This window comes from Pseudomonas sp. FP597 (assembly GCF_030687435.1).
Classification (GTDB): domain Bacteria; phylum Pseudomonadota; class Gammaproteobacteria; order Pseudomonadales; family Pseudomonadaceae; genus Aquipseudomonas; species Aquipseudomonas lactucae.
Genome location: NZ_CP117432.1, coordinates 4450290 through 4471591 on the forward strand (window position 1 = coordinate 4450290; position 21302 = coordinate 4471591).

Annotated in this window: 22 protein-coding genes and 1 pseudogene; 10 read left to right on the plus strand and 13 right to left on the minus strand. The window is 57.9% G+C overall.

Features of this window, described 5'->3' with window-relative positions; translation table 11 throughout:
• Nucleotides 1–62: 62 nt before the first annotated feature.
• From PSH66_RS20255 to PSH66_RS30235, 3 genes and pseudogenes are all read right to left on the minus strand, one after another.
• On the minus strand, nt 63–452 hold the full coding sequence (locus tag PSH66_RS20255; protein WP_305427539.1) for an addiction module antidote protein: 390 nt from the start codon (nt 450–452) through the stop codon (nt 63–65).
• A gap of 264 nt (nt 453–716) precedes the next feature.
• The gene (gene glyA, locus PSH66_RS20260; protein ID WP_305427540.1) at nt 717–1982 is read right to left on the minus strand and encodes a serine hydroxymethyltransferase; all 1266 of its coding nucleotides are present in this window, start codon (nt 1980–1982) and stop codon (nt 717–719) included.
• A 37-nt stretch (nt 1983–2019) separates the two neighbouring features.
• A pseudogene (locus tag PSH66_RS30235) lies at nt 2020–2112 on the minus strand (YggS family pyridoxal phosphate-dependent enzyme); the annotation flags it as partial.
• Nucleotides 2113–2199: 87 nt separating this feature from the next.
• Between PSH66_RS30235 and PSH66_RS20270 the strand changes: the two are divergent.
• A complete protein-coding gene (locus PSH66_RS20270; protein WP_305427541.1) occupies nt 2200–3693 on the plus strand; it encodes a PLP-dependent aminotransferase family protein in 1494 nt (497 codons plus the stop codon).
• A gap of 39 nt (nt 3694–3732) precedes the next feature.
• Here PSH66_RS20270 and PSH66_RS20275 read toward each other — a convergent pair whose 3' ends face one another.
• Nucleotides 3733–4242, minus strand: a complete 510-nt coding sequence (locus PSH66_RS20275) for a sugar ABC transporter (RefSeq protein WP_305427542.1) — start codon at nt 4240–4242, stop codon at nt 3733–3735.
• Nucleotides 4243–4368: 126 nt separating this feature from the next.
• On the opposite strand from PSH66_RS20275, the gene PSH66_RS20280 reads away from it, so the two are divergent.
• Nucleotides 4369–5253, plus strand: coding sequence for a LysR substrate-binding domain-containing protein (locus PSH66_RS20280; RefSeq protein WP_305427543.1), 885 nt, complete (start codon nt 4369–4371; stop codon nt 5251–5253).
• A gap of 104 nt (nt 5254–5357) precedes the next feature.
• On the opposite strand, the gene PSH66_RS20285 is transcribed toward PSH66_RS20280, so the two are convergent.
• The 3 genes from PSH66_RS20285 to PSH66_RS20295 form a co-directional block, all read right to left on the minus strand.
• On the minus strand, nt 5358–5900 hold the full coding sequence (locus PSH66_RS20285) for a demethoxyubiquinone hydroxylase family protein (protein WP_042945046.1): 543 nt from the start codon (nt 5898–5900) through the stop codon (nt 5358–5360).
• Between the two features lie 222 nt (nt 5901–6122).
• Nucleotides 6123–6836 carry a class I SAM-dependent methyltransferase gene (locus tag PSH66_RS20290; RefSeq protein ID WP_141063231.1) on the minus strand — a complete coding sequence of 238 codons (714 nt, stop codon included), beginning with the start codon at nt 6834–6836 and terminating at the stop codon, nt 6123–6125.
• Between the two features lie 378 nt (nt 6837–7214).
• Nucleotides 7215–8183, minus strand: coding sequence for an AraC family transcriptional regulator (locus PSH66_RS20295; RefSeq protein WP_141063232.1), 969 nt, complete (start codon nt 8181–8183; stop codon nt 7215–7217).
• 102 nt (nt 8184–8285) lie between these two features.
• Here PSH66_RS20295 and PSH66_RS20300 point away from each other — a divergent pair, with 102 nt between their 5' ends.
• Both PSH66_RS20300 and PSH66_RS20305 read left to right on the plus strand, forming a co-directional pair.
• A complete protein-coding gene (locus tag PSH66_RS20300; RefSeq protein WP_305427544.1) occupies nt 8286–9536 on the plus strand; it encodes an MFS transporter in 1251 nt (416 codons plus the stop codon).
• A 113-nt stretch (nt 9537–9649) separates the two neighbouring features.
• Nucleotides 9650–10096 carry a hypothetical protein gene (locus PSH66_RS20305; protein ID WP_003175180.1) on the plus strand — a complete coding sequence of 149 codons (447 nt, stop codon included), beginning with the start codon at nt 9650–9652 and terminating at the stop codon, nt 10094–10096.
• A 33-nt stretch (nt 10097–10129) separates the two neighbouring features.
• Here the strand turns inward: PSH66_RS20305 and msrA are convergent, their stop codons facing one another.
• On the minus strand, nt 10130–10636 hold the full coding sequence (gene msrA, locus PSH66_RS20310) for a peptide-methionine (S)-S-oxide reductase MsrA (RefSeq protein ID WP_003175181.1): 507 nt from the start codon (nt 10634–10636) through the stop codon (nt 10130–10132).
• Between the two features lie 452 nt (nt 10637–11088).
• Between msrA and PSH66_RS20315 the strand changes: the two genes are divergently transcribed.
• On the plus strand, nt 11089–11430 hold the full coding sequence (locus tag PSH66_RS20315) for a DUF6124 family protein (protein ID WP_003175182.1): 342 nt from the start codon (nt 11089–11091) through the stop codon (nt 11428–11430).
• A gap of 656 nt (nt 11431–12086) precedes the next feature.
• Here the strand turns inward: PSH66_RS20315 and PSH66_RS20320 are convergent.
• Both PSH66_RS20320 and PSH66_RS20325 read right to left on the minus strand, forming a co-directional pair.
• Entirely contained in the window at nt 12087–13145 is a 1059-nt protein-coding gene (locus PSH66_RS20320) for a hypothetical protein (protein WP_305427545.1), read from the minus strand.
• A gap of 348 nt (nt 13146–13493) precedes the next feature.
• A complete protein-coding gene (locus tag PSH66_RS20325; RefSeq protein ID WP_042945057.1) occupies nt 13494–15188 on the minus strand; it encodes a DUF262 domain-containing protein in 1695 nt (564 codons plus the stop codon).
• A 382-nt stretch (nt 15189–15570) separates the two neighbouring features.
• Here PSH66_RS20325 and PSH66_RS20330 point away from each other — a divergent pair, with 382 nt between their 5' ends.
• From PSH66_RS20330 to PSH66_RS20345, 4 genes are all read left to right on the plus strand, one after another.
• Entirely contained in the window at nt 15571–15978 is a 408-nt protein-coding gene (locus PSH66_RS20330; protein WP_078734016.1) for a hypothetical protein, read from the plus strand.
• Nucleotides 15979–16018: 40 nt separating this feature from the next.
• Nucleotides 16019–17059, plus strand: a complete 1041-nt coding sequence (locus tag PSH66_RS20335; RefSeq protein ID WP_305427546.1) for an alpha/beta fold hydrolase — start codon at nt 16019–16021, stop codon at nt 17057–17059.
• Between the two features lie 75 nt (nt 17060–17134).
• Nucleotides 17135–17653: a DUF2569 domain-containing protein gene (locus PSH66_RS20340; RefSeq protein ID WP_078825508.1), complete on the plus strand. Its 519-nt coding sequence runs from the start codon at nt 17135–17137 to the stop codon at nt 17651–17653.
• A gap of 109 nt (nt 17654–17762) precedes the next feature.
• Complete coding sequence (locus PSH66_RS20345; RefSeq protein WP_305427547.1) at nt 17763–17924, plus strand: DUF2986 domain-containing protein; 162 nt, start codon at nt 17763–17765, stop codon at nt 17922–17924.
• A gap of 1 nt (nt 17925) precedes the next feature.
• Here PSH66_RS20345 and PSH66_RS20350 read toward each other — a convergent pair whose 3' ends face one another.
• The 3 genes from PSH66_RS20350 to PSH66_RS20360 all read right to left on the minus strand — a co-directional run bounded on the left by PSH66_RS20350 (nt 17926) and on the right by PSH66_RS20360 (nt 20738).
• Complete coding sequence (locus PSH66_RS20350) at nt 17926–19137, minus strand: YeeE/YedE family protein (protein ID WP_305427548.1); 1212 nt, start codon at nt 19135–19137, stop codon at nt 17926–17928.
• Between the two features lie 123 nt (nt 19138–19260).
• A complete protein-coding gene (locus PSH66_RS20355; protein ID WP_003175191.1) occupies nt 19261–20058 on the minus strand; it encodes a DNA/RNA non-specific endonuclease in 798 nt (265 codons plus the stop codon).
• A gap of 56 nt (nt 20059–20114) precedes the next feature.
• A complete protein-coding gene (locus tag PSH66_RS20360) occupies nt 20115–20738 on the minus strand; it encodes a TetR/AcrR family transcriptional regulator (protein WP_305427549.1) in 624 nt (207 codons plus the stop codon).
• 122 nt (nt 20739–20860) lie between these two features.
• On the opposite strand from PSH66_RS20360, the gene PSH66_RS20365 reads away from it, so the two are divergent.
• Nucleotides 20861–21301, plus strand: a complete 441-nt coding sequence (locus PSH66_RS20365) for a hotdog fold domain-containing protein (protein ID WP_305427550.1) — start codon at nt 20861–20863, stop codon at nt 21299–21301.
• The last annotated feature ends 1 nt before the right edge of the window (nt 21302 follow it).

Below are 21302 nucleotides of genomic sequence, written 5' to 3' on the forward strand. Positions count from 1 at the left end.
AGCAGCAACAGCAACAGCGCAGGGTCGTGGTCGCTCGCTAAACCGCACAGGGATCTTCGGTGTCAGGGTTTACCGGCCGCAGCCCGTTTTGCTCTTGGCGTTGTCTTGACTGCCACCGCCGCAATCGGCTGCACCGTCAGTTCCACGCCCAACGCCAGCATCAGCTTCTGAATCGTCTCATAGCGCGTTTTAGAGCCGCCCTTGAGGGTTTTATACAGACTCTCCCGATTAACCCCCGCCGCCTCGGCCACCTTGTTTACGCCTTGGGCCTTGGCGACCTCTGCAAGTGCCTTCATGAGTACCTGCGGGTCCTGGGATTTCATGCTCTGCGCCAGGTAGGCGCTGATGGTTTCCGAGCTGTCGAGAAAGCGCGACGCCTCGTAGACGCTGGTGCCGGATGTATCCAGATCGAGGATCGGCATGTCCTCTGGTTTGAATTTTGACTCACTCATTTCATTGACCTCTCAGGGCATTGAGGATCTCTTTTGCCCGTTTGATCCTCTCGTCTGGTCGGTTTTATCACTGCCCCACAGCATCAGGTACGCCGTGACCTGTAGCCTACTGGCTACTCCTTGTCGATGCCAGTGAATTTTTAGTCCGGAACGATCCAGAAGAAAAAATCCTAGTCCAGCACCCGCATGAGCAGCCGATCGAGACTATTAGCGCTTGTTTCCCTGATGTTTAAAGCCCCCCAATCGACAATGCCCAAGCCAGGCTCAGCGATACACCGGATAACGCCGGCACAGTGCAACGACCTGTTCGCGCACATGGTGGCCGACTTTGTCGCTGTTGCCGTTTTCCAGGGCGTCGAGTATGTCGCATAACCAGCCGGCCACTTGCTCGCAGGCCTCGACACCGAAGCCGCGCGTGGTCACCGCCGGGGTGCCGATGCGCAGGCCGGAGGTCACGAAGGGTGAGCGCGGGTCATTGGGCACCGAGTTTTTGTTGGCGGTGATAAAGGCACGGCTCAAGGCCGCGTCGGCCTCCTTGCCGGTGTAGGGCTTGCTGGACAGGTCGATCAGCATCATGTGGTTGTCGGTACCGCCCGAGACGATTGCGTAGCCGCGTTTTTGCAACACCGCCGCCATGGCCCGGGCGTTGATGACCACCTGACGCTGATAGACCTTGAACGCCGGCGCCAGTGCTTCCTTGAACGCTACGGCCTTGGCCGCGATCTGGTGCATCAGCGGCCCGCCCTGCACGCCGGGAAATACCGCCGAGTCGAGCTTTTTGTAGAACGCTTCGTCCTGGCCCTTGGACAGAATCAAACCGCCGCGCGGCCCACGCAGAGTCTTGTGCGTGGTGCTGGTGACCACATGCGCATGGGGCAGCGGGTCCGGGTATTCGCCCGCCGCGACCAGCCCGGCGACATGGGCCATGTCGACCCAGAAAATCGCGCCGGCCTTGTCGGCAATGCTGCGCATGCGGGCCCAGTCCTTGTACCGCGAATACGCCGAAAAACCGCCGATCAACATTTTCGGGCGCGTTTGCAGGGCGATGCGCTCCATCTCGTCGTAGTCCAGAAAGCCGGTTTTCGGGTCCAGCCCATAAGGCACGATGGTGTAGTGCCGCCCCGAGAAGTTGGCCGGGTTACCGTGGGTCAGGTGACCGCCCTGGGCCAGGTTCATGCCCATCACCGTGTCACCGGGGTTGGTCAGCGCCAGGAACACCGCCGCGTTGGCCTGGGCCCCGGCATGGGGCTGCACATTGGCATAGTCGCAGTTGAACAGAGCCTTGATCCGTTCGATGGCGAGCCGCTCGGCCACGTCGACGTATTCACAGCCGCTGTAATAGCGCTTGCCGGGGTAGCCTTCGGCGTACTTGTTGGTGAGCACCGTGCTCTGGGTTTGCATCACCAGCGGACTGGCGTAGTTTTCCGAGGCGATCAGCTCGATGTGATCTTCCTGGCGATGCACTTCGTTGTGAATCGCTGCATGCAGCTCAGGGTCGAAAGCGTTGAGGGTCAGCGTTGAGTCGTACATGGGCAAAGGGTCCTGGGTTAAGAAATCAAGCTTCACTGCGCAGGTGGGCTTCATCGAACGTCTTGCTGACCGGCAGCAGGCGCACACCGCACGGGTCACGGCCTACCCGGCGACACGCCTGGAGAATGCGCATAAGGCCGCTGAGTGACGAGGGCCAGAGTCTACGGATAGACTGGCCTGCCTTTACCTGCCAATTCATGGAAAGAGAGCAGACCGCATGGCAACCACCTTCGAGCTGGAAACCCTGAAGATGCGCTTCAACGACGCGGAGTTTCAGTTACTGGATCTGCACCAGCGCATCCAGCGCGCATTGCGTGCACTAATCCTTGATGGCGCACTCGGCCCCGGCCTGAAACTGCCCGCCACGCGGGTTTTGTCCAAGTCACTGGGTTGCGCTCGCGACACCGTCGAGAACGCCTATGGGCAATTGCACCGGGATGGTTTTATCGTGCGCCGCGAAGGTGCCGGCAGTTACGTCTGCGACACACTGGGCGTGACATTGCGCGGTGCCGGGCGCCGCCGCCTCAAGGCCCAGGCCATCAGAAACAGCATTGCCGCGCCGGGCGCCGAACTCAGCCAACGTGGACGAATGATCTTCGACACCGGCGGCGTGCACGATCAGCAAGTGATCAAGGCGTTCGCCACCGGCCTGCCGGAAACCCGCAGCTTCCCCACCGATGTCTGGGAGCGCTTGCAGCGCCAGGTCATGAAGGACCATCGGGCAAGCGTGCTGCTGCATGGCGACCCACAAGGTGCCGAACCCCTGCGCAAAGCGATTGCCACCTACCTGAACCTGGAGCGCGGCGCCACCTGCACCCCCGACCAGGTGCTGGTACTGAGCAGCACGCGCCAGGCGCTGTACCTGTGCGCGCAATTGCTGGTCGACGCCGGCAAGCCGATCCTGCTGGAAAACCCTGGCTATTACGGCGCCCGCAAAGCCTTTGAAATCGCCGAAACCCAGGTGCTGCCGATCGACGTCGATGAACACGGCATTCGCACCGACCTGTTGCACGCCGACCGCAGCGGCGCCCCTTGTGTGTATGTCACGCCCTCGCACCAATACCCCACCGGCGTGACCCTGCCGCTGGAACGGCGCCTTGAGTTGATCAATTGGGCGGCGCAAAAAGGCAAATGGATCATCGAAGACGACTACGACAGCGAGTTCCATTACGACGGGCCACCCACCGCGTGTGTGCAGGGGCTGGACAAGTACCAGCGCACGCTCTACATCGGCACCTTCAGCAAGACCCTCTACCCTGGCCTGCGCATGGGCTACATGGTGCTGCCGTCCGAACTGGTCAAGCCCTTTGCCTATGCGCGCAGCATCATGGATGGCCACACCCCGCAAACCCTGCAACTGACGCTGGCGCGCTTTATGGAGGACGGTCACTACAACGCGCACGTGCGCGCCATGCGCAAGCTGTACCGCTCACGCCGGTCCATCATGCACGAGGCCATCTGCAGGCACTTGAGTATGGTCAGCGCCCCGTTGCCGCCGGGCGGGTTGCAGATTCCCTGCGTGCTCAAGGCCGGCTGGTCCGAAGAAAAAACCATCCGCCAGGCCGCCACGGCGGGTGTGCAACTCTCCGGCCTGAGCCGTTTGTATGCGGGCGAGCCGAAGCAACAGGGCTGGCTGTTGGGGTACTCCGCCCTGACCGCGCATGAAATCGAAACCGCGATGGTGCGGCTGGCCAGGGCCTTGAAAATCTAGTGGCCCCTGCAGCGACCTAACCCCCTGGCAACACACGACTCATGACAGCAACTGCACGGTCATTACGCGATAGACATTCAGCCCCCGCAGGTCGCTGGCCCTGGCCTGAGTGCTCTCAAGTTTGGCCAGCCAACGGTGTGCTGGGGTCTTGTCCAAAGCCACCGCGTGCAGCGCTATGGGCGCAAGGCCCAATCCAATCAGTGCTTGAGGGCCTTGCTCACTGACCAACAGGACTTCGCCCGCGCCCACGGCAACTGCCCGGTCCTGCCCGGCGTAGACGTTGCGCCTCCAATCGGTGATATGCGACTGCCAACGGGAAAAATTGCCTCCGCCTTTTTGGCGGTACTCATCGCTCTGCAAGATGGCAAGCGTATCGACTGAATGGAGGGCCAGGTAGGCTGGGCAATCGCCGCTCAAGGCTTCGAAACGCTGTGAGGTTTTAAATCCACTCACCGAGATCAGCGCCGGTAGTTTTTCCAGGCTATAAAACGCATTCCACTCGGCTTCGCTGGCGGGATCAGCGTAGTTGCACTCGACTGTGTAAATCATCGTGTCACTCCACTCATTGATGTTCCGTCATGCTAGTGACAGGCTAATCCGCCATAAAACGATATTTCGGCACCCTTCAATGATCAAACGTCAAGCTGGACGCCTTGACCCGAACCAGGAACGCCCATGCGTCGAAAGCTCCCCAGTAACGCGGCCCTGATGGCCTTTGAAACCGCCGCCCGCCATGGCAGTTTCGCCCGCGCCGCCAACGAACTGGCCTTGACCGAAGGCGCCATCAGCCGGCAGATCGGCCGCCTGGAAACCTTTTTGGGCGTTACGCTGTTCGAGCGCATTGGCAACCGCGTGCGACTGCTGCCTAACGGTGAGCGCTACGCCGCCCAAGTACGCGAACTGCTCGACCGACTCGACAGGGACAGCCAGTACCTGATGGGCCAGCCCAGCGACGGCGCCAGCTTGGATATCGCCGTCAGCCCCACCTTTGCCCTGCGCTGGCTGATTCCGCGGTTGCCTGACTTTGGCCAACAACACCCGAACATCTGTGTGCACCTCTCGGAACGCATGGAACCGTTTGTGCTGGCAGGCAGCGGCTTGGACGCTGCCATCCATTTCGAGCACCCGGCCTGGACAGGCATGCACACCCACCGCCTGTTGAATGAAGTGCTGATTCCGGTTTGTCACCCTGCCCTCCTGAACCCGGGCAAGCAGGCAACGGCGCTGGATTCACTGCCGCGACTTCACCGGCGGCAGAACCCGGATGCATGGCAGCGCTATGCCCAGGAAACCGGGATCGTCCTGAGCAACGCCGCCATGGGCGCGCGCTACGATTTGCATGCGATGTTGATCGAAGCCGCACTGGCCGGTCTCGGCGTGGCCCTCGTACCACGCCTGTACGTGGAAGCAGAGTTGGCGCAAGGCCGACTGGTTGCGCCATGGCCGCAGGCGACGAATATCGCCAAGACGTTTTGCCTCGTGCTGCCCGAGCCTCTTGAGCTGAGCGGTGCGCCGATTCGGGCGTTTGCACGTTGGTTGTTGGGGCAGGCGCGGGGATGATTCAGTGGGTAGGTGCGGCTCATGCTCGATTGCTTTCGACCAGAAGCAACCAGTCACGTGTCTAAAAGATTGCGACAGTGAAATGGGGTAATAACACCCGTTTTCTAAGAACGCATACCCATCCAGATTACCGCCTCGGTCCATGCGGTCACCATCGGTTTCAGTACCCTGAACCAGGGATCACGCACATCAATCTGCGCTGCCGAGTGGTCATGATGGTGCTGCTCCTCCTCCACAATCGAAGTAATGGCAGCCACCGCGTGGAGATCGATGTCGCCCAGCACATCAAGTTGATGAGCCAGGTGCTTGAGCACCACACTCTCAACCGCGACGGTAGTCGCGACAATGGCTTTGCGGCCGCAGATGCCAGTAACCAGACCCAACGCAAGACCGCCGATACCACACAACCAATAACTACGGCAGCGGGGATAACCGCGACGTCGCAACTCCTCCTGAAAAACCGTCCGATGGCGGCGCTCGTGGGAAAGGAACTCCTTGAGTTCATTCACCATGCCCGGGACGAAAAGCCGGGCCATAAACAACTGTCCGCTGTAGATACAGATCGCACCATGCTCGCCCGCATGGTCGACCTTCATCATGCGGTTGCCGAGGTCGTCGCCCTTAGCCGTATAGTCTGGTGAATTCACATTGAGATTTCTTGTTCGAGGGGCTGGGTCATGGGGCCGGTCCTTGCTCTTGAGCCGGCATCGTGCGGTAACGCTTAGCAGATAAGCAAGTGAGTTCACAGAGCGGCCTCCGACCCTCTTCGATTTGGCCGATCTTTAAGCAACTGACAGATCGTTTTGGGGTGTTTTTAGCCGGTTGTCTCTGTCGGCTGTGCGGCCAAAAGCTGCCACTTGGATCACCGGTCAGACTGCTTTACACGTTAACCAAGCCCCCCAGAACAGGCTGCTGAAAAAACGGGTAGCGTCCCCAAAGCCCTCATCATGCAAAAGCTTCTGAACAGCCGCTTCAGAATGTGGAGGGTCAGCGCCTTGAAGGATTTTCCCAAGTTTGACCTTCACTTCATCCGGGCTGGCTCCATGCTGCCGCCAACGCTGCCCCCAGGCTGCGAGGAGTAAAGGTTGGCTGGCATAGGCATAATGATTGCCGGCGACAATCAGCGGAGCCCCAGGTTTTAGACGAGCCCGAATGGATCGTAAAATTTCTCTCTTGGCATCATCCCCATCAAGGTGATGGAGTACACCGATCAAAGTGGCTGCGTCGTAGGACCCATCTGCGGCCAAGTCTTCAACGTGCCCAAGATGCACGTCCGTTCTTTCAAGCACGCTGTTTACAGCTAACTGCTGTTTCGCGGTTTCCAGCATCGGCTCAGATGGATCAACGGCGGTGAAGCGCCAGCCCGGCTCAAGCTTGGCCATCGCAATGATCTCCTGTGCCGTACCGCCTGCGCCGACTACCAGAATTTTTGCAGAGCCCATATTTTCAAGGCTTGCCGCGAGCATGCATGCCACCAAGTCCTGACAGGCGTCATAACCTGCCAGTGCGATACGGCTCTGTCGTCCGTATTCATTGGCTCGAGCGTTATCAAACTTTTCAGCTGAGTTAAGTCGTGATTTCAAGGCCGTTCTCCATGTCCTTGAATCAACTTAGGTCAAAAACATAAATAATAAAAATTCATTGATTTTATGCACCGCATTCCCACCAGGAATACCCAGGCATTCATGATTTGTCCAAGTGAAAGTCAGCTATGGGTCGAAAGTCGCCTCTCGTGACTGATAGCTGGCCAAAAGCAGCGGGCGCCGACCGTTCGCCGCCCACTTGGCTCATCCATTACCTGCGCTCGGCTTCCTCATGGATATCTACACATCTCAAGTACCAGGTTGAGCCCGTGGCGAGGGAGCTTGCTCCCGTGACGGTCGAGCAGGCGATCAAGTTGCAAGACATGTAAGCGGTTGACCGCGGTGTATCAGATCAATACCGGGGCGCCAGTCAATTCGTCAGGGAGCAGTGAGCTGCCTCGACTGGCGACTTAACCCTGGCGTCGTGCCCGTGATGCGCTTGAATGCGCGGCTGAAAGCGGCCTGAGAGGTGTAGCCCAAGCGCAGCGCCACCTCTTCGATCGGCAGCCTTTCGAGTGTCAGCCACTGGCTCGCAAGCCGCATCCGCAATTCGGTGACGTAGCGCAGCGGGGCCATGCCAATGGTCATCTGGAAACGGTCGGCGAAGACCGAGCGAGAGGTGTTGCAGTGTGCCGCCAGCTGCGCAACGGTCCAGTCGCGCCCCGGCTGTTGATGCAGCGCCAGCAGCGCACCCGCCAACCGTGGATCACGCAAGGCGGCGACCAGGCCTGAGGCATTTGCGCAGGCGCACTCCACCCAACCGCGTACGACCATGGCCGCCACCACGTCGGCCAACCGCGCGAGGATGCCGGCGAAACCGACCCGTGCGGCGCTGACTTCGCGCTCCATGGTGGTCAGGATGGGCATCAGTCCAGGGTAACGCTGGCCACCGGCATCAATCAGCATCAGGCCCGGCATCAGTCTGCCCAGGCCGTGGATACTGCCCAGTTCAAACTCCATGCAGCCACTGAACAAAAGGGTGGCCGGCGTAAGGCTGGCGTCGGTTCCGGTCTCCACCGCGCAGACGGCATCACCGAGCGGGGCACCGTCCAAACGGTCGATGTCCTGAACAGGCACATCCGCATCGGACAACAGTTGATGGGCCGCGCCATGGGAGATGAACACGGCGTTGCCCGCAGACAGCGCGTACGTGGTGCCATCGTCCATGCGCAGCAGCGCATTGCCGACCGCCAGGAAGTGGAACCAGGCGTGCCCAGGTTTGGCAGCGAAGCCCAGGCCGAAGACTGGCCCGGCTTGGATACGTCGGTACTCGACGCCACGCAGGCGCATGCCGCGCAACAGCTCGTTGATGAGATTCGAGGACAGAGCAAACTGATCTGTAGGCATCGTTCAGGTGTTTCAGTCAAAAAATCGAGTTTCTTGATCATAGATCATCCGATTTCGCGCGCCTAGACTGCGGATCGCAATGAAGATTGGGAGATCCGTGCAATGACTGACTGTATGTGTAACGCCGTATCCGACAGCCGTCCCGGCGCCGGGACGGAGGTAGAACCTGCAACCGCCGCGTGGATGGCCGTTTTCTCATTGGCAATGGGCGTGTTCGGCTTGCTGACCGCTGAGTACCTTCCGGCCAGCCTGTTGACGCCGATGGCGACCGATCTGGGGGTGTCCGAAGCGCTGGCTGGCCAGGCGGTAACGGTGACCGCCGTGGTGGCGCTGTTCGCCGGGCTGTTGGTGCCAGGCCTGACCCGCAGTATCGACCGCCGCTGGGTGTTGCTGGGGTTTTCCACACTGATGATCGTGTCCAACCTGTTGGTCGCCGTTTCCTCCAGCCTCGCGGTGCTCTTGGTGATGCGTATCCTGCTGGGCATTGCCCTTGGTGGCTTCTGGAGCATGGCGGCAGCGGTGGCGATGCGTTTGGTACCGGGTGCGTTGTTGCCGCGAGCGCTTTCGATCATTTTCAGCGGCATTGCCGTCGGGACGGTGGTGGCGGTGCCGCTGGGCAGCTACCTGGGCGCGTTATATGGCTGGCGCAGCGCGTTTTTTGCAGCGGCGGCGGTGGGTGCAGTGACCCTGGTTTTCCAGTCGTTCACGCTGCCAAGCCTTGCGCCGCGCCGGCCGGCGCGCCTGCGCACTGTCCTGGAGGTGTTGCGGCGCCCGGGCATCGCCATAGGGATGTTCGGTTGTGTGCTGGTGCACAGCGGCCACTTCGCGATGTTCACCTATGTTCGGCCATTTCTCGAAGGCACGACCGGCATCGGCCCACAGGGGCTGTCGCTGATGTTGCTGGGGTTTGGGGTGGCGAACTTCGTCGGCACGCTGTTGGCCGGCTGGTTGCTGGAGCGCCGCCCACTGGCCACGCTGGTGTTGATGCCCGCATTGGTGGGCGTTGCAGCACTGGCGTTGGTGCTGTTACCGGCCTCGGTGCCGGGGCAGGCGGTGCTGCTGGCGATCTGGGGCCTGGCCTTTGGCGGCGTGCCGGTGGCGTGGTCGAACTGGGTCGCCAGCGCGGTACCCGACCAGGCGGAAAGCGCCGGGGGCATGGTGGTGGCCTCTGTGCAGTCGGCCATCGCAACCGGCGCCGCCGCCGGCGGTGCGATGTTCAGCCTCGGTGGCAGCGCAGGCGTATTCGTAGCGGCGGCCGTGCTGATGCTGCTGGCTGCATTGCTGATTGCGCTGCGTGTTCGGGTCCCTTCTGCACATGGCAGTGCCCGGACCAGACCGGCGCTGCACCTTTGATCTGATGCCCCCAGCGTCGCAGCCGTGCGCACAAACGCAGATCCGCAAGGCTGTCGAACAAGGCGGGTTGCCGTAGAATGCCCGCCTTGAACAACCTCAAAGGAATGACATCCATGCCCAGCGAAAAATCCAGGAAGACGCTCGTGTATTCGGCGTGGGGGTTGCTGTTTTTGAGCCTGGTGGGGGTTCTGGTCATACAGGCTTTTCAGGAAACACCGCAGCCGAGCAAAACCACCTTTCTCAGCGACCTCATCATCGTGACCGCGCGAACAACGCCCCAGAATCGAAAAATCGACGAAGATATAACCTTCGTTCGGGCGCAAGCGGCCAACAGTCACGCACTCAAGTTCTATTACACCTTGACCCGTTACGACACCCATCCCAATGAGATTGACCTGGACGTGATGAAATCAAACATCACCCAGGCGACTTGCGCCGCACAAATGCGCAGCGACCAATCGATACTGTCCCAAGGCGGGACCCTCATTTACATTTTTGGCAGCAAAAACGTAAAAGAGGTGGGACAGTTCGAAATCAACAAGCAGAGTTGTGAGGGCTGAGGCTGGCCCGCATGTTCCCGGTGCGATTGCGGTTCAGGCCCGTTTGGGCAACTTCCAGTTCGGCCGTATGAAGTGGCAGGTATACCCGTTCGGTATCCGCTCCAGATAATCCTGATGCTCCGGCTCCGCCTCCCAGAACGCACTGGCGGGCTCGATTTGCGTGACCACAGGCCCCGGCCACAGCTTGGAGGCGTCCACGTCAGCCGCGGTATCTTCGGCAATATCCCTTTGCTCTTCGCTCAGGTAGTAAATCGCCGAACGATAGCTCGGCCCAAGATCATTGCCCTGCCGGTTAGGCGTGCTCGGGTCATGAATCTGGAAAAAGAACTCAAGAATCTGCCGGTAGCTGATCACCGCCGGGTCAAACACGATCTCAATCGCTTCAGCATGGTTGCCATGGTTGCGATAGGTGGCGTTGGGTACGTCGCCACCGGTGTAGCCGACGCGCGTGTGCAGCACGCCGGGGTAGCGTCGCAACAGGTCTTGCATGCCCCAGAAGCAGCCGCCGGCGAGGATGGCGGTTTCGGTTGGGTTGGTCATGGTCTGTCCTTGCGGTTGATGGAGACAGGGGTAGTTATGGGGGGATGTTGGGTAATACCAAGGGGAATCGAGGAAAAATGGGAGCACGGGTTTTGTGTGGAGAGTCGGGATGGCGTTGCGGAACGAGGACAAGTCCTACAAGAAGCCTCCCATCTTGCTCCATTGCCTACAGTTGCGTCAGAATCCGCCGGCTTGTGCGCTTGAGTGGGCGTCTCTAAGGTGGTTCGGTCGCTGACAACTCAGTGATCGGGTTTAGTAGCCCGAGGTCAATTCCAGCTAGTGCATAAGCTCTGTCCATCAGACATTTTGTCTGTGTTTGATGGTGGCTGTGCGCAGGGCGCCTTCGGGCGCGCCGGCTTTCTTGGAATTCCCCGGTCTACTAACCTGCGCACAGCTGCCACCCTTTGTTTAGTAGCTAAGCGGTGACGGCCCTTAAATGGGAAATTCCAAGTATGTTCAAAGTCACGCCAAACCCTCCAAACGGCCCGGACCTGAAGCTTGATCAGGCGGCGCATCGTGCGATTGATTACCACCTGAATCCCGGCGGTGAGCCGCCAGAACCTCCTCCACCGCCCTCGACATCGCTGTTCAGTGTGGCGGACGATGCCAGCAGTGAAATGTTGCTCGCCAATAGCTATGAAACGTTTTCTTCGGTGACTGCTTTATTGTTGGACCTGTCGGACGAGTTGACGGGGAAGCAACGGGATGTGGCGTTGGCGATTCATCAGTTGAGTGAGTTGGGGGTTTTGTTGGTGGATAAGTTGATGGAGCGGGAGGGGGCTGTGGCCCGGTAGCTGATCCTTCACATCGATGGGTCGTCATAACCGAGTTACGACGACCCGGCGATATTTTTTGGGCTTGTTGTTTTTCACATCGCGAGTTTTGAGTGGGCACGTTTGCTCATTCGCCGGAAGTGGCATGAAGACAAAAAGAAACCCTTCACTCGGACAGCTGTCGAGGGTGAATGGGGCCTTTCGGCCGAGGCTGTGTAGAACGTTGTTGAGCGCGTCAGGTGCTCAAATCCTGACTCGAAATTCGTATTCTCTCTATCCATAAAGCTCTCTGGATAACAACCCGAAACAAAAGACAAATATTCATTTATTTTTTCGAAATCATCTGCACAATTACTCTCGAAAATGTTCATCATGCAACTCCATTGCACTTTTTTGCGTTCAATAAGCTGTGCCACTGCGCCTGCCATCGACGTCCGAATCCTAGATTCGATTAATGCTTTTGCATCATCAATTTTATGTAATCCTGGGAAGATAATTAAATTGCAGTGGCCATAATAGCTGTTTTCGTCGTGAGACGATTTCTATATGGTCAGTATCGATTCCATGATGGAGCGCAGTGACCAGCCTCACGCTGAATAACTTCACGATTTTGCTGCTCATACCACTCCATTCGAAATCATCCTCGTAACTAGCAAATCTAATGCCGATTACTCTAGTCATTTCTTTTTATGCAAAAAGAATTCATCTTCCAAAACAATTAAAGATGGACTGTAATTCGCATCTCCAGCCATACTTATCTCTTCGAGATTGTTTTGATAGTAAAACGTATGTGTGTCGACCGAGTAATCTATCAACTGTTCAAGTTGAGAAAAAACGATCTCTTTATCCACGCCCCAATTTTTAGTTATTAAAGCCAGGACGTTCTCATGTGCCTTATCGGTTATTCGAATATTTGATGAATGCCCGCCTAGGCAAAGCTCCAAGTTGCTAATGGCATGGGTAAAATCTTTGACAAATTCTAAAGAGTCAGAAAAATGCACTATCCATCTTCCACCGACATCTCGGTGAAGAACAATATTACCTTTTGGGCTCACCGTTTCAATATTCTTCTTTCGGTCAGACGCGCCGAGGGCAAAAGTAGCAAATTTTGATTTGAGACCATCTTTTTTCCCCCAATAATCATCTCGAAAAAGACGCTCACCATGCTGTCCTTCAACTTCGCCTACAAAACCATAGGTGTGCTTCTCACCATCGGAAACCATGATAAACAAGTCGCAGAAGCTAAAAGCTGCGGATATATTTCCCGCGGAATAAGAAATTGACAAGCCCGCCTTTTTTCTTGCAAAAACTGACTCTGTGCGACCTGGCAAAAAAATCTTCACATCTGGGTTTTGATACCCAGAAATTCGATTACTAACGAGGGAATCAGAGCCCAGCTTAAATATATTTAAAAATTTTACATCGAAATCGCTTATTCCATTTTCCTGCAGAAGAGAATTGGTTAGCTGATCAAAAATTTCGCTACCATCCTGAGATCGAAGAAAGTCAATCATGAGATATTCAAAACCATGATTTTTTAAGCCGCTTCTCATCTGATGAAAAAAATTTGCCGGATGTTTTAGTACACCTCGATAACTTTCAAGAGAAGCCTGAGTTAGCGGATACTTAATATTTTTCTGATTTGCCACAGTTTTCAGGATAGCGTAGTAAAACATGGCCCAATATGAGGTGGCGCTATTTACCAACTTCGGTTTAATCAGAATCGTATCAGTCATTGCTCTTCATTCCCTTCAGGATATCTGCGTATATGTTTTACTATAGCCGGGACTCCCTGATATTAGTCATGGAAAGGTGCTCAAGCTATTATTTTTAGTCGAGGATCAGACCATAATCGCCGTGCAACTCCTTATCTACCAAGTGAAACCGGTCCAACGCTAAGAGCGCAACAGGTTCGTGCCATCCATTGGCCACTTCTTCTAGCCGTTTTCTGGTGGCTGTCACCGGCAGCTATGGGTCGATTGCTGCCTTTCGCGACAGTCAGCAATCGACCCGAACCAGACGTTAGAGCAGGGTAAATAATCCGCCCCCTTTCTTCGTTAGACCAGGGCCGGAGCGCAATTCATTTAAAGTTCAGCCATCAGCGCGGCGACGATTTTATCGTGACGAACCTGGATTGCATCTTGATCCCAAACGCTACCAGCGCTGGCAAACTTCGCTATTTCCTGTTGTTGGGCGTTGTGCTCGTAGGTTGCCAGTTTCTCGGCGAACGGGATGTTTCCCACGGCACAGTTGTGGGATTTGGACACCAGCAGGTAATTGCCGAGGCAGTTCAGGTATTCGCCTTTGAAGATTTCGTCGTAGGTACCGTAGCCATGTGGACGAGCTGTGGGCTCAGTGGAAGGAGCGATATGTTCCAGCTCTGGACGCTTGATGTCGCTGTAGCGCTGCGGCTTGTAGCCACGTTGACCCTGTCCTTTCAGGTGCACTTCATATTTCCACAGCAGGTGCTTGGCGGTCGGGTGACCGATTTCAACTTCCAGCGCCTCCGCCAGCTTTTCGTTGTTCCAATAGGCCCACCACCAATTTTTTGTAGTCTTGAGGTAGGCGATAAGCTCAAGGACCGGAGCTATCGACGGCGCGTCGCTGGTAAACGCCTCGTAAGCATCATTGATGCGGGACGTGATATCCGCACGGGTGCCAATCAAGCGATGGCGGATGATCAGGCTCTCAAAGGCGACGCAAAGCTGGTTCTTGTCCGATAGCGGAAGACCAAAGCGATAGGCCTTGAGAACAAATGGTAATACGACGGCGATCCCGCCCAAGGTCACCAGTGAGTGGATCGAAAAACTGCTTTGCTCGTCATCACCGAAGAAAACCGACAAATGCTCGAAACTGATAGCCAATGAATGGGTGAAATTTTTCACAAATTCAAGAGGCGCCTCTGCTGCGAGCATTTTTTCAATCCGGTCCAGCGCGCCGCTTTCCCACAGGGAATTGAAGTGAACGCGCAAGGTGTACTGCAGAACGTCGTCTTCATTGATCCGATATTCAATCGCCGAGATCGACTTGTAGATGGTCTCAAAGCGATTCTGGATTTCTTCGATCAGGCTGTCTTTCGCTTGTTGGTTTTCGCCATGAAGATGGATGGCATACATGAATTGCGCCTTCACCACCTCCAGGTTGGACGGGCGCTTGCCGCGGTTGTTCTGGAAGATGAACATCTGGATGGCTTCAGCCTCGTCTCGTACCGGGTGCGTACTGCACGATGCCTGGGACACAATCCGCAGCATGTCGGTCAAGTAGGCTTCAGGCTGGGCGCCCAGCTTCTTTTTGAAGAAGTCGAACGCATTGATGAGTCGTTGGGCGGATGTGGTCAGCGAAGCAGGGGCGACCCTTCTGGACTGGTTGATCACATAATCGACAAAGGTCTGGTTGTCGTAGTCGACCGTCTTGAAGTGGATCTGACTTTCCCGTTTGATCATGTCTTTGTAGCAGTCCTGTTCATCTTCGGTCAGGGCGCGCTTGGTTTGCAAGCATGCGAACACGCCCGCCAGAAACAGCGTGATCGTGGTCAGGCGCTGCTGGCCGTCAATTACCCGATACTCTCCCTGCGTCTGCTCAAACAGGAAATGGCCGAAGTAATAAGGGCTGCGGGAAGTGCTGCTGCGGTAGGCTTCCAGATCGGAGAGAAACACCTGTGTCTGGCTGACGCGGGTCGAACCTTCAACTGGCGTATCCCAAGCATAGGCGCGTTGATAGGCGGGCACCACGATGCGGTTGTTGGCCAGCATGCTGCGAATGGTCGTTGAGGCTTCCACGGGTATGTCCTTATGAGAGGTGGCATTTTGCCTTATCATCGCTTGAGTCGAGATTTTTTGCATGCTCGGGCACTACATTCTGCTCGGGCTCAATCAACATCCCAAACTCATCTGAGACGGCTAACCCCTGCCGTCATGCTGTAGGAGTATTGCTAGGACGTACCAATGCCGTGCACTGCGGTTGAATTCCTCAGCGCTTAGCGAGCAGGGCTGTGAAGCAGCCCTAAACCTGGACTCGGTTAATCCTGACACACGGCGTTGACCTTATTGGGGCGGCTTCGCAACCCAGCGCGGGGCTTGCCCGCTCACCACAAAAGAACAACAGGTCCCGAGGCCGGCAAATAGATTTACAATCCTGCTCCCCTCCTCCCGGACCGCCGCCATGCCGCGCCTTTTCGCCTTAATGCTGTTGTCGCTACCGACCTTGGCCTATGCGTTGCCCGCGTTGGAAAACACCACGCTCTACAGCGACACGGCCAAGGATTGCCATGACGTCGACCTGGCCACCTGGCAGCACCCCACCCGCACGTTGCTGGAAAAAAACCACTTCCAGCTTGAACGCATCCAGCTCTGCAACGGCGGGCACTATCCGATTTTCCAGGTGCAGGCGCCCTACGACCCGCGAGGTCAGACCAAGGATTTTTTCCTGCCGTTTTATGAGGATATGCGCAAAGCCAATGGTAAATGGCCCTACGCGCTGGTCGACAACAGTGATGCGGTGGTGGTGTATGTGAGTTACCCGAAAAACGATACGATCGCGCTGGATTACGAAGGTTACGCGTTACCCTGATACGGCTGCGGTTTCGAACTCATCATGGACGATAGACACAATGAAAACGGCTTTCTGTGCGCTGCTGCTGCTTTGCCTGGCACTGCCTTGCTTTGCGGATGAACCTGCCATCGGCTTCCAAACCGTCACCCTGCCCGACGCGCACGACCAGCGTGCGCTGCAAATGGCCGTCTGGTACCCCGCCGTCACTACCGCCACGCCTGAGCTGATTGCCAACAACGCGGTGTTCATCGGCGCTCTCGCCGTGCCCGGTGCGGCGCCGGCTGGGGGCGAGCATCCGTTGGTGGTGCTGTCCCACGGCTATGGCGGCAATTGGGGCAACCAAGTGTGGCTGGCCAGCGCGTTGGCCCGCCAGGGTTATATCGTGGCGGCGGTCAACCATCCGGGCACCACCAGCAAGGACCGCAGCCCCGCCGCTGCCGCGCAGTTGTGGCAACGGCCCAGGGACCTGAGCCGCGCCATCGATGCCGTGCTTGCGCAGCCGCAGCCGTTTGGTGCGGTGGCGAAGGGGCGGATTGCGGCAGTGGGCCATTCCATCGGCGGCTGGACAGTGATGGAAATCGCCGGTGCGCGGTTTGATCCCGATTTGTTTGCCCGGGACTGCGGCGTGCACCCGAAGTTGGGCGGTTGCATTGGCTATAAACAGATGAACCCCGCCGCTACGCCCGCCGGTAAGGCGCAACTGGCGGCGGATTTGAGCGATCCGCGGGTAACAGCCGTTGTGTCGCTGGACCTGGGCCTGTCGCGCGGTTTTACCGATGCCAGCCTGGCGGCGCTGTCGGTGCCGGTGTTGGTGATTGCGGGCGGTGTGCCGACGGAGGACATGGCGCCGGAACTGGAGTCTGCCGATATGGTGAGGCGCATGCCGAAAGCGACGACGCGGTATGTGGAGATTGGCGATGCGACCCACTTCAGTTTTATGGCGATCTGCAAGCCGGGAGGCATGGCGTTGATTGAAGAGGATTCGCCGGGGGATGGGATGATTTGTCGGGATGGCGAGGGGGCTCGGGCGCGGCCAATCATTCAGCAGCAGGTGGTGCAGTTGATGACTGAGTTTTTGGCGAAGTCCTATTTGGATTGACCCCACACGGGGCGATATCGAGCAAGCATGCGCGTCACTGTTGATTCATTATGTAGGTTATTTACGGAGCGAAACATGCAAGAAAGCAAGCATCCAAGAGGACTACGAGGCTGGCTCATATTGGTTGGAATAGGCCTGGTGTTAACGGTTGCCCGCCTCTCCTATAGCGTCATTGCGGTGTATTACCCGATATTCACGGATGGCTCCTTCACCGCGCTGACAACGCCGGGTACGCATCTATATAACGCGCTTTGGGCGCCGTTTCTGATTTCGGAAGCCCTCTACGCGTCAATAATGGCGACCTTTTCCATTTACCTGACTTATCTCTTTTTCACAGAGCATTACTTGTTCCCCAGACTCTATATCGCCGCGCTCGTTGCATCGGCTGTTTTTGTTCCACTTGATGCCTGGGTGTCCTCGTTTGTGTTGGTCAATGAGCCCATCTTCGACTACGACACAACCAAAGAGATGATAAGGGTGCTTATCGGCGTGTTTGTGTGGGTGCCTTATTTGCTGGTGTCCAAAAGGGTAAAGGCGACGTTTGTAAAGCATCGCCCAGAGGTGGCGAACACTCGCGGCAACGCCGCCGTTTAACCCTTGGAAAGACTACCGGCGTGAGTCTGCCGACGCGATTGTCGGCGGGCTCAACGACCAGGGTTTTCAAGCTGGTATCATCCGCACGATTACACACCAGGTAAGCCCCATGAACCGCCAGAAAAAACTCCAGCAACTCTTCAAGGCCAAAGCCAAAAAGGCCAGCGCCAAATTGGCCCCGAAAAGCAAGGACAGGTACATCAGCAAAGCCGACCGCGAAAAGCTCGCGGCCGAAGCCGCTCAGGTACCCGATCTTTCTTCGCAAAGCTGACTCAGCAACCGCTCAACCCCACCGGGCGCCGTTCCCCCGCAAAGAAAAACGGCCGCAGGCGCACGCCCACGCCGTTGCCGATAAACGCCGCCACCAACCACACCCAGCCGTGCAGGCTGCCGGAGGCGATGCCGCTGAAATACGCGCCGATGTTACAGCCGTACGCCAAGCGCGAGCCGTAGCCGAGCAGCAGGCCGCCGATCACCGCTGCGATCAGCGAGCGGGTCGGGATTTTCAGGCTGGGGGCGAAACGTCCGGCCAGGCCGGCGGCCAGTAACGCGCCCAGGACGATGCCAATGTCCATGACGCTGGTGATGTCTTCCCACACTGGCGCGGCCAGGGCCTTGGCATTGCCGGGCATCTGCCAGAACGCCCAGGCGCTGACGTCGACACCCAAACCACTCGCCACTTTGGCGCCCCACAACGCGAACGCTGAGGTAATGCCCCATGGGCGCCCGGCCAGGGCCAGGGTGGCGTAGTTGAGCAGCGCCAGGCCAATCGCGCCCCATACCAATGGCCACGGGCCGCGCAGGAAACGGCGCAGGCCCTGGTGTTCGCTGTGCACGCCGGGTTCAAGCTGGCCGTGACGGCGCTTTTCCAGGCGGACGGTAACGGCGGCGATGAGCGCGAACATGGCCAGGCTGGCGAGCAAGGCCGGCAGCACGCCGAAGCTCTTGACGATGGACACCGCCGGGAATGCAGGCAGTGCAAACCACCAGTCCACGTGGTGGGTGGCGATCAGCGAACCGCAGATAAAAAACAACAGTGTCACCAGCATCCGCGCATTACCGCCGCCTACGGTGAACAACGTCCCCGACGCGCAGCCGCCGCCCAACTGCATGCCGATGCCGAAGATAAACGCGCCAAATACCACCGACACCCCGGCCGGCGCCACCAGCCCGGTCACCGGTTGCCCGAACAAGGTGCCGGCGCCCAGCGCGGGAAAAAACAACAGGACTGCCAGCGCAAGCATCACCATCTGTGCGCGCAAACCGGCGCCGCGGCGCTCGTTGATGAAGACGCGCCAGGCCGACGTGAAACCAAACGCGGCGTGATAGAGCGTAAGGCCCAACGCGGCGCCGACCGCCAGCAACAGCACTTGCCGCGAGCCGACGCTGGTTTGCAGGAGCACGGCGCCCAGCACCAGGATGATGAAGGCCACCCACGGTGCAAGGGGCTTGCGCGTGGGGGTCAGAGGAAGGGAGGTGCTCATGGCGAATCTCGCTTGGTTTGAAGGGATGAGTGCGAGGGAGGGAGTATAGAGTGAAGCGGGAGCTTTCGAGCCCCCGCAAGGCTGAATGCCAGTCAGTTAAAGGCGAACACGGTCACCCCGCTGTCAGCCGCGCCCCACCGACCCCGACACCGGAAGGTTGCCCAGCAACTTGAGCCCGGTGGTCTTCACAAAGGTGGCGTAATCCATCGGCCGCTGAATACGTGTTTCGGCATTGGGCAGCACATAGGCCCAGGCCCGCTTGGACGAGGCGTCGTACACCAGTTTGAACAGCCGCGTCGGCACCCACACCTGGTTATCGCCGATGGTGCCGTAGCCCGCATCGAACAACGGCCCGGTGAACACATACACATCACCGCCGGCGCGCACGGCGAATTTGCGCACGTCGGCCTCGACCTTGCTCCAGATCTTGCGATTGTTGGTGGGGTCTTGGGGCACCATGTTCGACAGCGCAAAAGACTGGGCCATGGCTTTGGCGTCGGGTGCGTCGGCGGCCGGGGATTGGTGGCCACGGTCCATGGCCGGGTGCTGGCCGTGGTAGTCGCTCAACTCCGCGCGCCCCGCCTTGGGAATGCGCGGGTCGGCGTAGAAATGGTTGGTGCGCTCTTCGCCTTTGGCGTCTTTGAGTTGACGCGCGTTCAAGCGCTCGACCACCAGCAGCGGCGTCTTGCTGGTTTGCGAATACAGCACGGCAAAATGGTCGGAGCACAGCGCCAGCGGCTTCATGCTGGTGGGGACAGTGGCGGTTTTGATCGGTGTAGCGTCGGGGAAAATATCGGCGCAGCTGTCGAACGAGAGGCGTTGTTCCTGGCTGGAGTAGAGGTCCATCGCCACCTGGGCATGTGCCCCGGTGGACAACAGAACAAGGGCCGACAGCCCAACAGCAAGCTTGCGTAAGTGCATGTTTTTAAATCTTATCGTGAGGATTGAGCGGGACTTATGGACCCTCACATTGCACTTTAGTGCGGCGCCTGTCGGATCGAATTCCACGCGGCTTCGGCCAGTCGTTCTCGATACGCCTGGGGGCTCTTTTTAACCTTGGCCGACAGCCAGGCTCGCGAGTAGCTTTGCGCTGCGCCAATGATCAGCGAAGGGATCAGTTCAGCGGGCAGGTGGCTGAAATATTCCTGGCGTCCCTCGGCGCTCATCCAGTCCTGCAACTGCCGGTTGCGCTGGCGATTACGCGACACCAGTTCGTCCTTGTGCGGGCCGTTGGATACCGCGAAACGGCTTTGGAACATAAAGCGCGCCCAGTCCGGTTGTGCGTCTACCCATTCGACATAGCTGTACACCAGCGCAACGATCCCCTCGTGCGCGGTATGGGCATCCTGCAGGTAGCGATCGCGCAGCGCCGCCTGATCTTCCAGCGCCGCGAAAAATAACGCCGCCACCAGACCTTCCTTATTGCCGAAGTGATGATAGATGGCCCCCACACTGGTATCACAGCGTGCGCGAATGGTCTCGATGTTGGTCGCTTCGATGCCCACCTCGTTAAAACACGCCAGCGCCTCACGCAGGATGGTGCGCTTGAGGTCGCTGCGCCGGCCGGGGAAGGTGCGATCAATGAGGTCGATGGAATGCATGCAGGAAAGCGCCAAATGAAAAGGAGTTTATAGGTTGATCGGCCGGGTTGACACTCGCAGATAAAACGGAATATTGTTCCGCAACAGAATATAATTCTGTTAATTAACCCTGAGGATATCCGATGAGCCAAGCACTGAGCATGTTCAATAGCGTAGGCCCCGCTGCATTCAGCAACCTGGCGTGCCAGATGGCGCCGTACTTCAGCACCATCAACCCCGAGATCGCTGAGCTGCGCCCAAACCACGCGGTGGTCACGGTGCCGTTTCGCAAAGAGATCACCAACCACCTGGCCTCGGTGCACGCAATTGCGCTGTGCAATGCCGCCGAACTGGCCGGCGGCATGATGACGGATGCTTCGATTCCGGCCGGCGCCCGCTGGATTCCCAAAGGCATGACGGTCGAATACCTGGCCAAGGCGAAAACCAGCATTCGCGCGGTGGCCGACGGCAGCAGCGTCGATTGGCACAGCGCCGGGGACAAGATCGTGGCGGTGGATATCTTCGATGAAGGCGACATCAAGGTGTTTACCGCGCGCATCACCATGAATGTGAAACTGGCTTAGG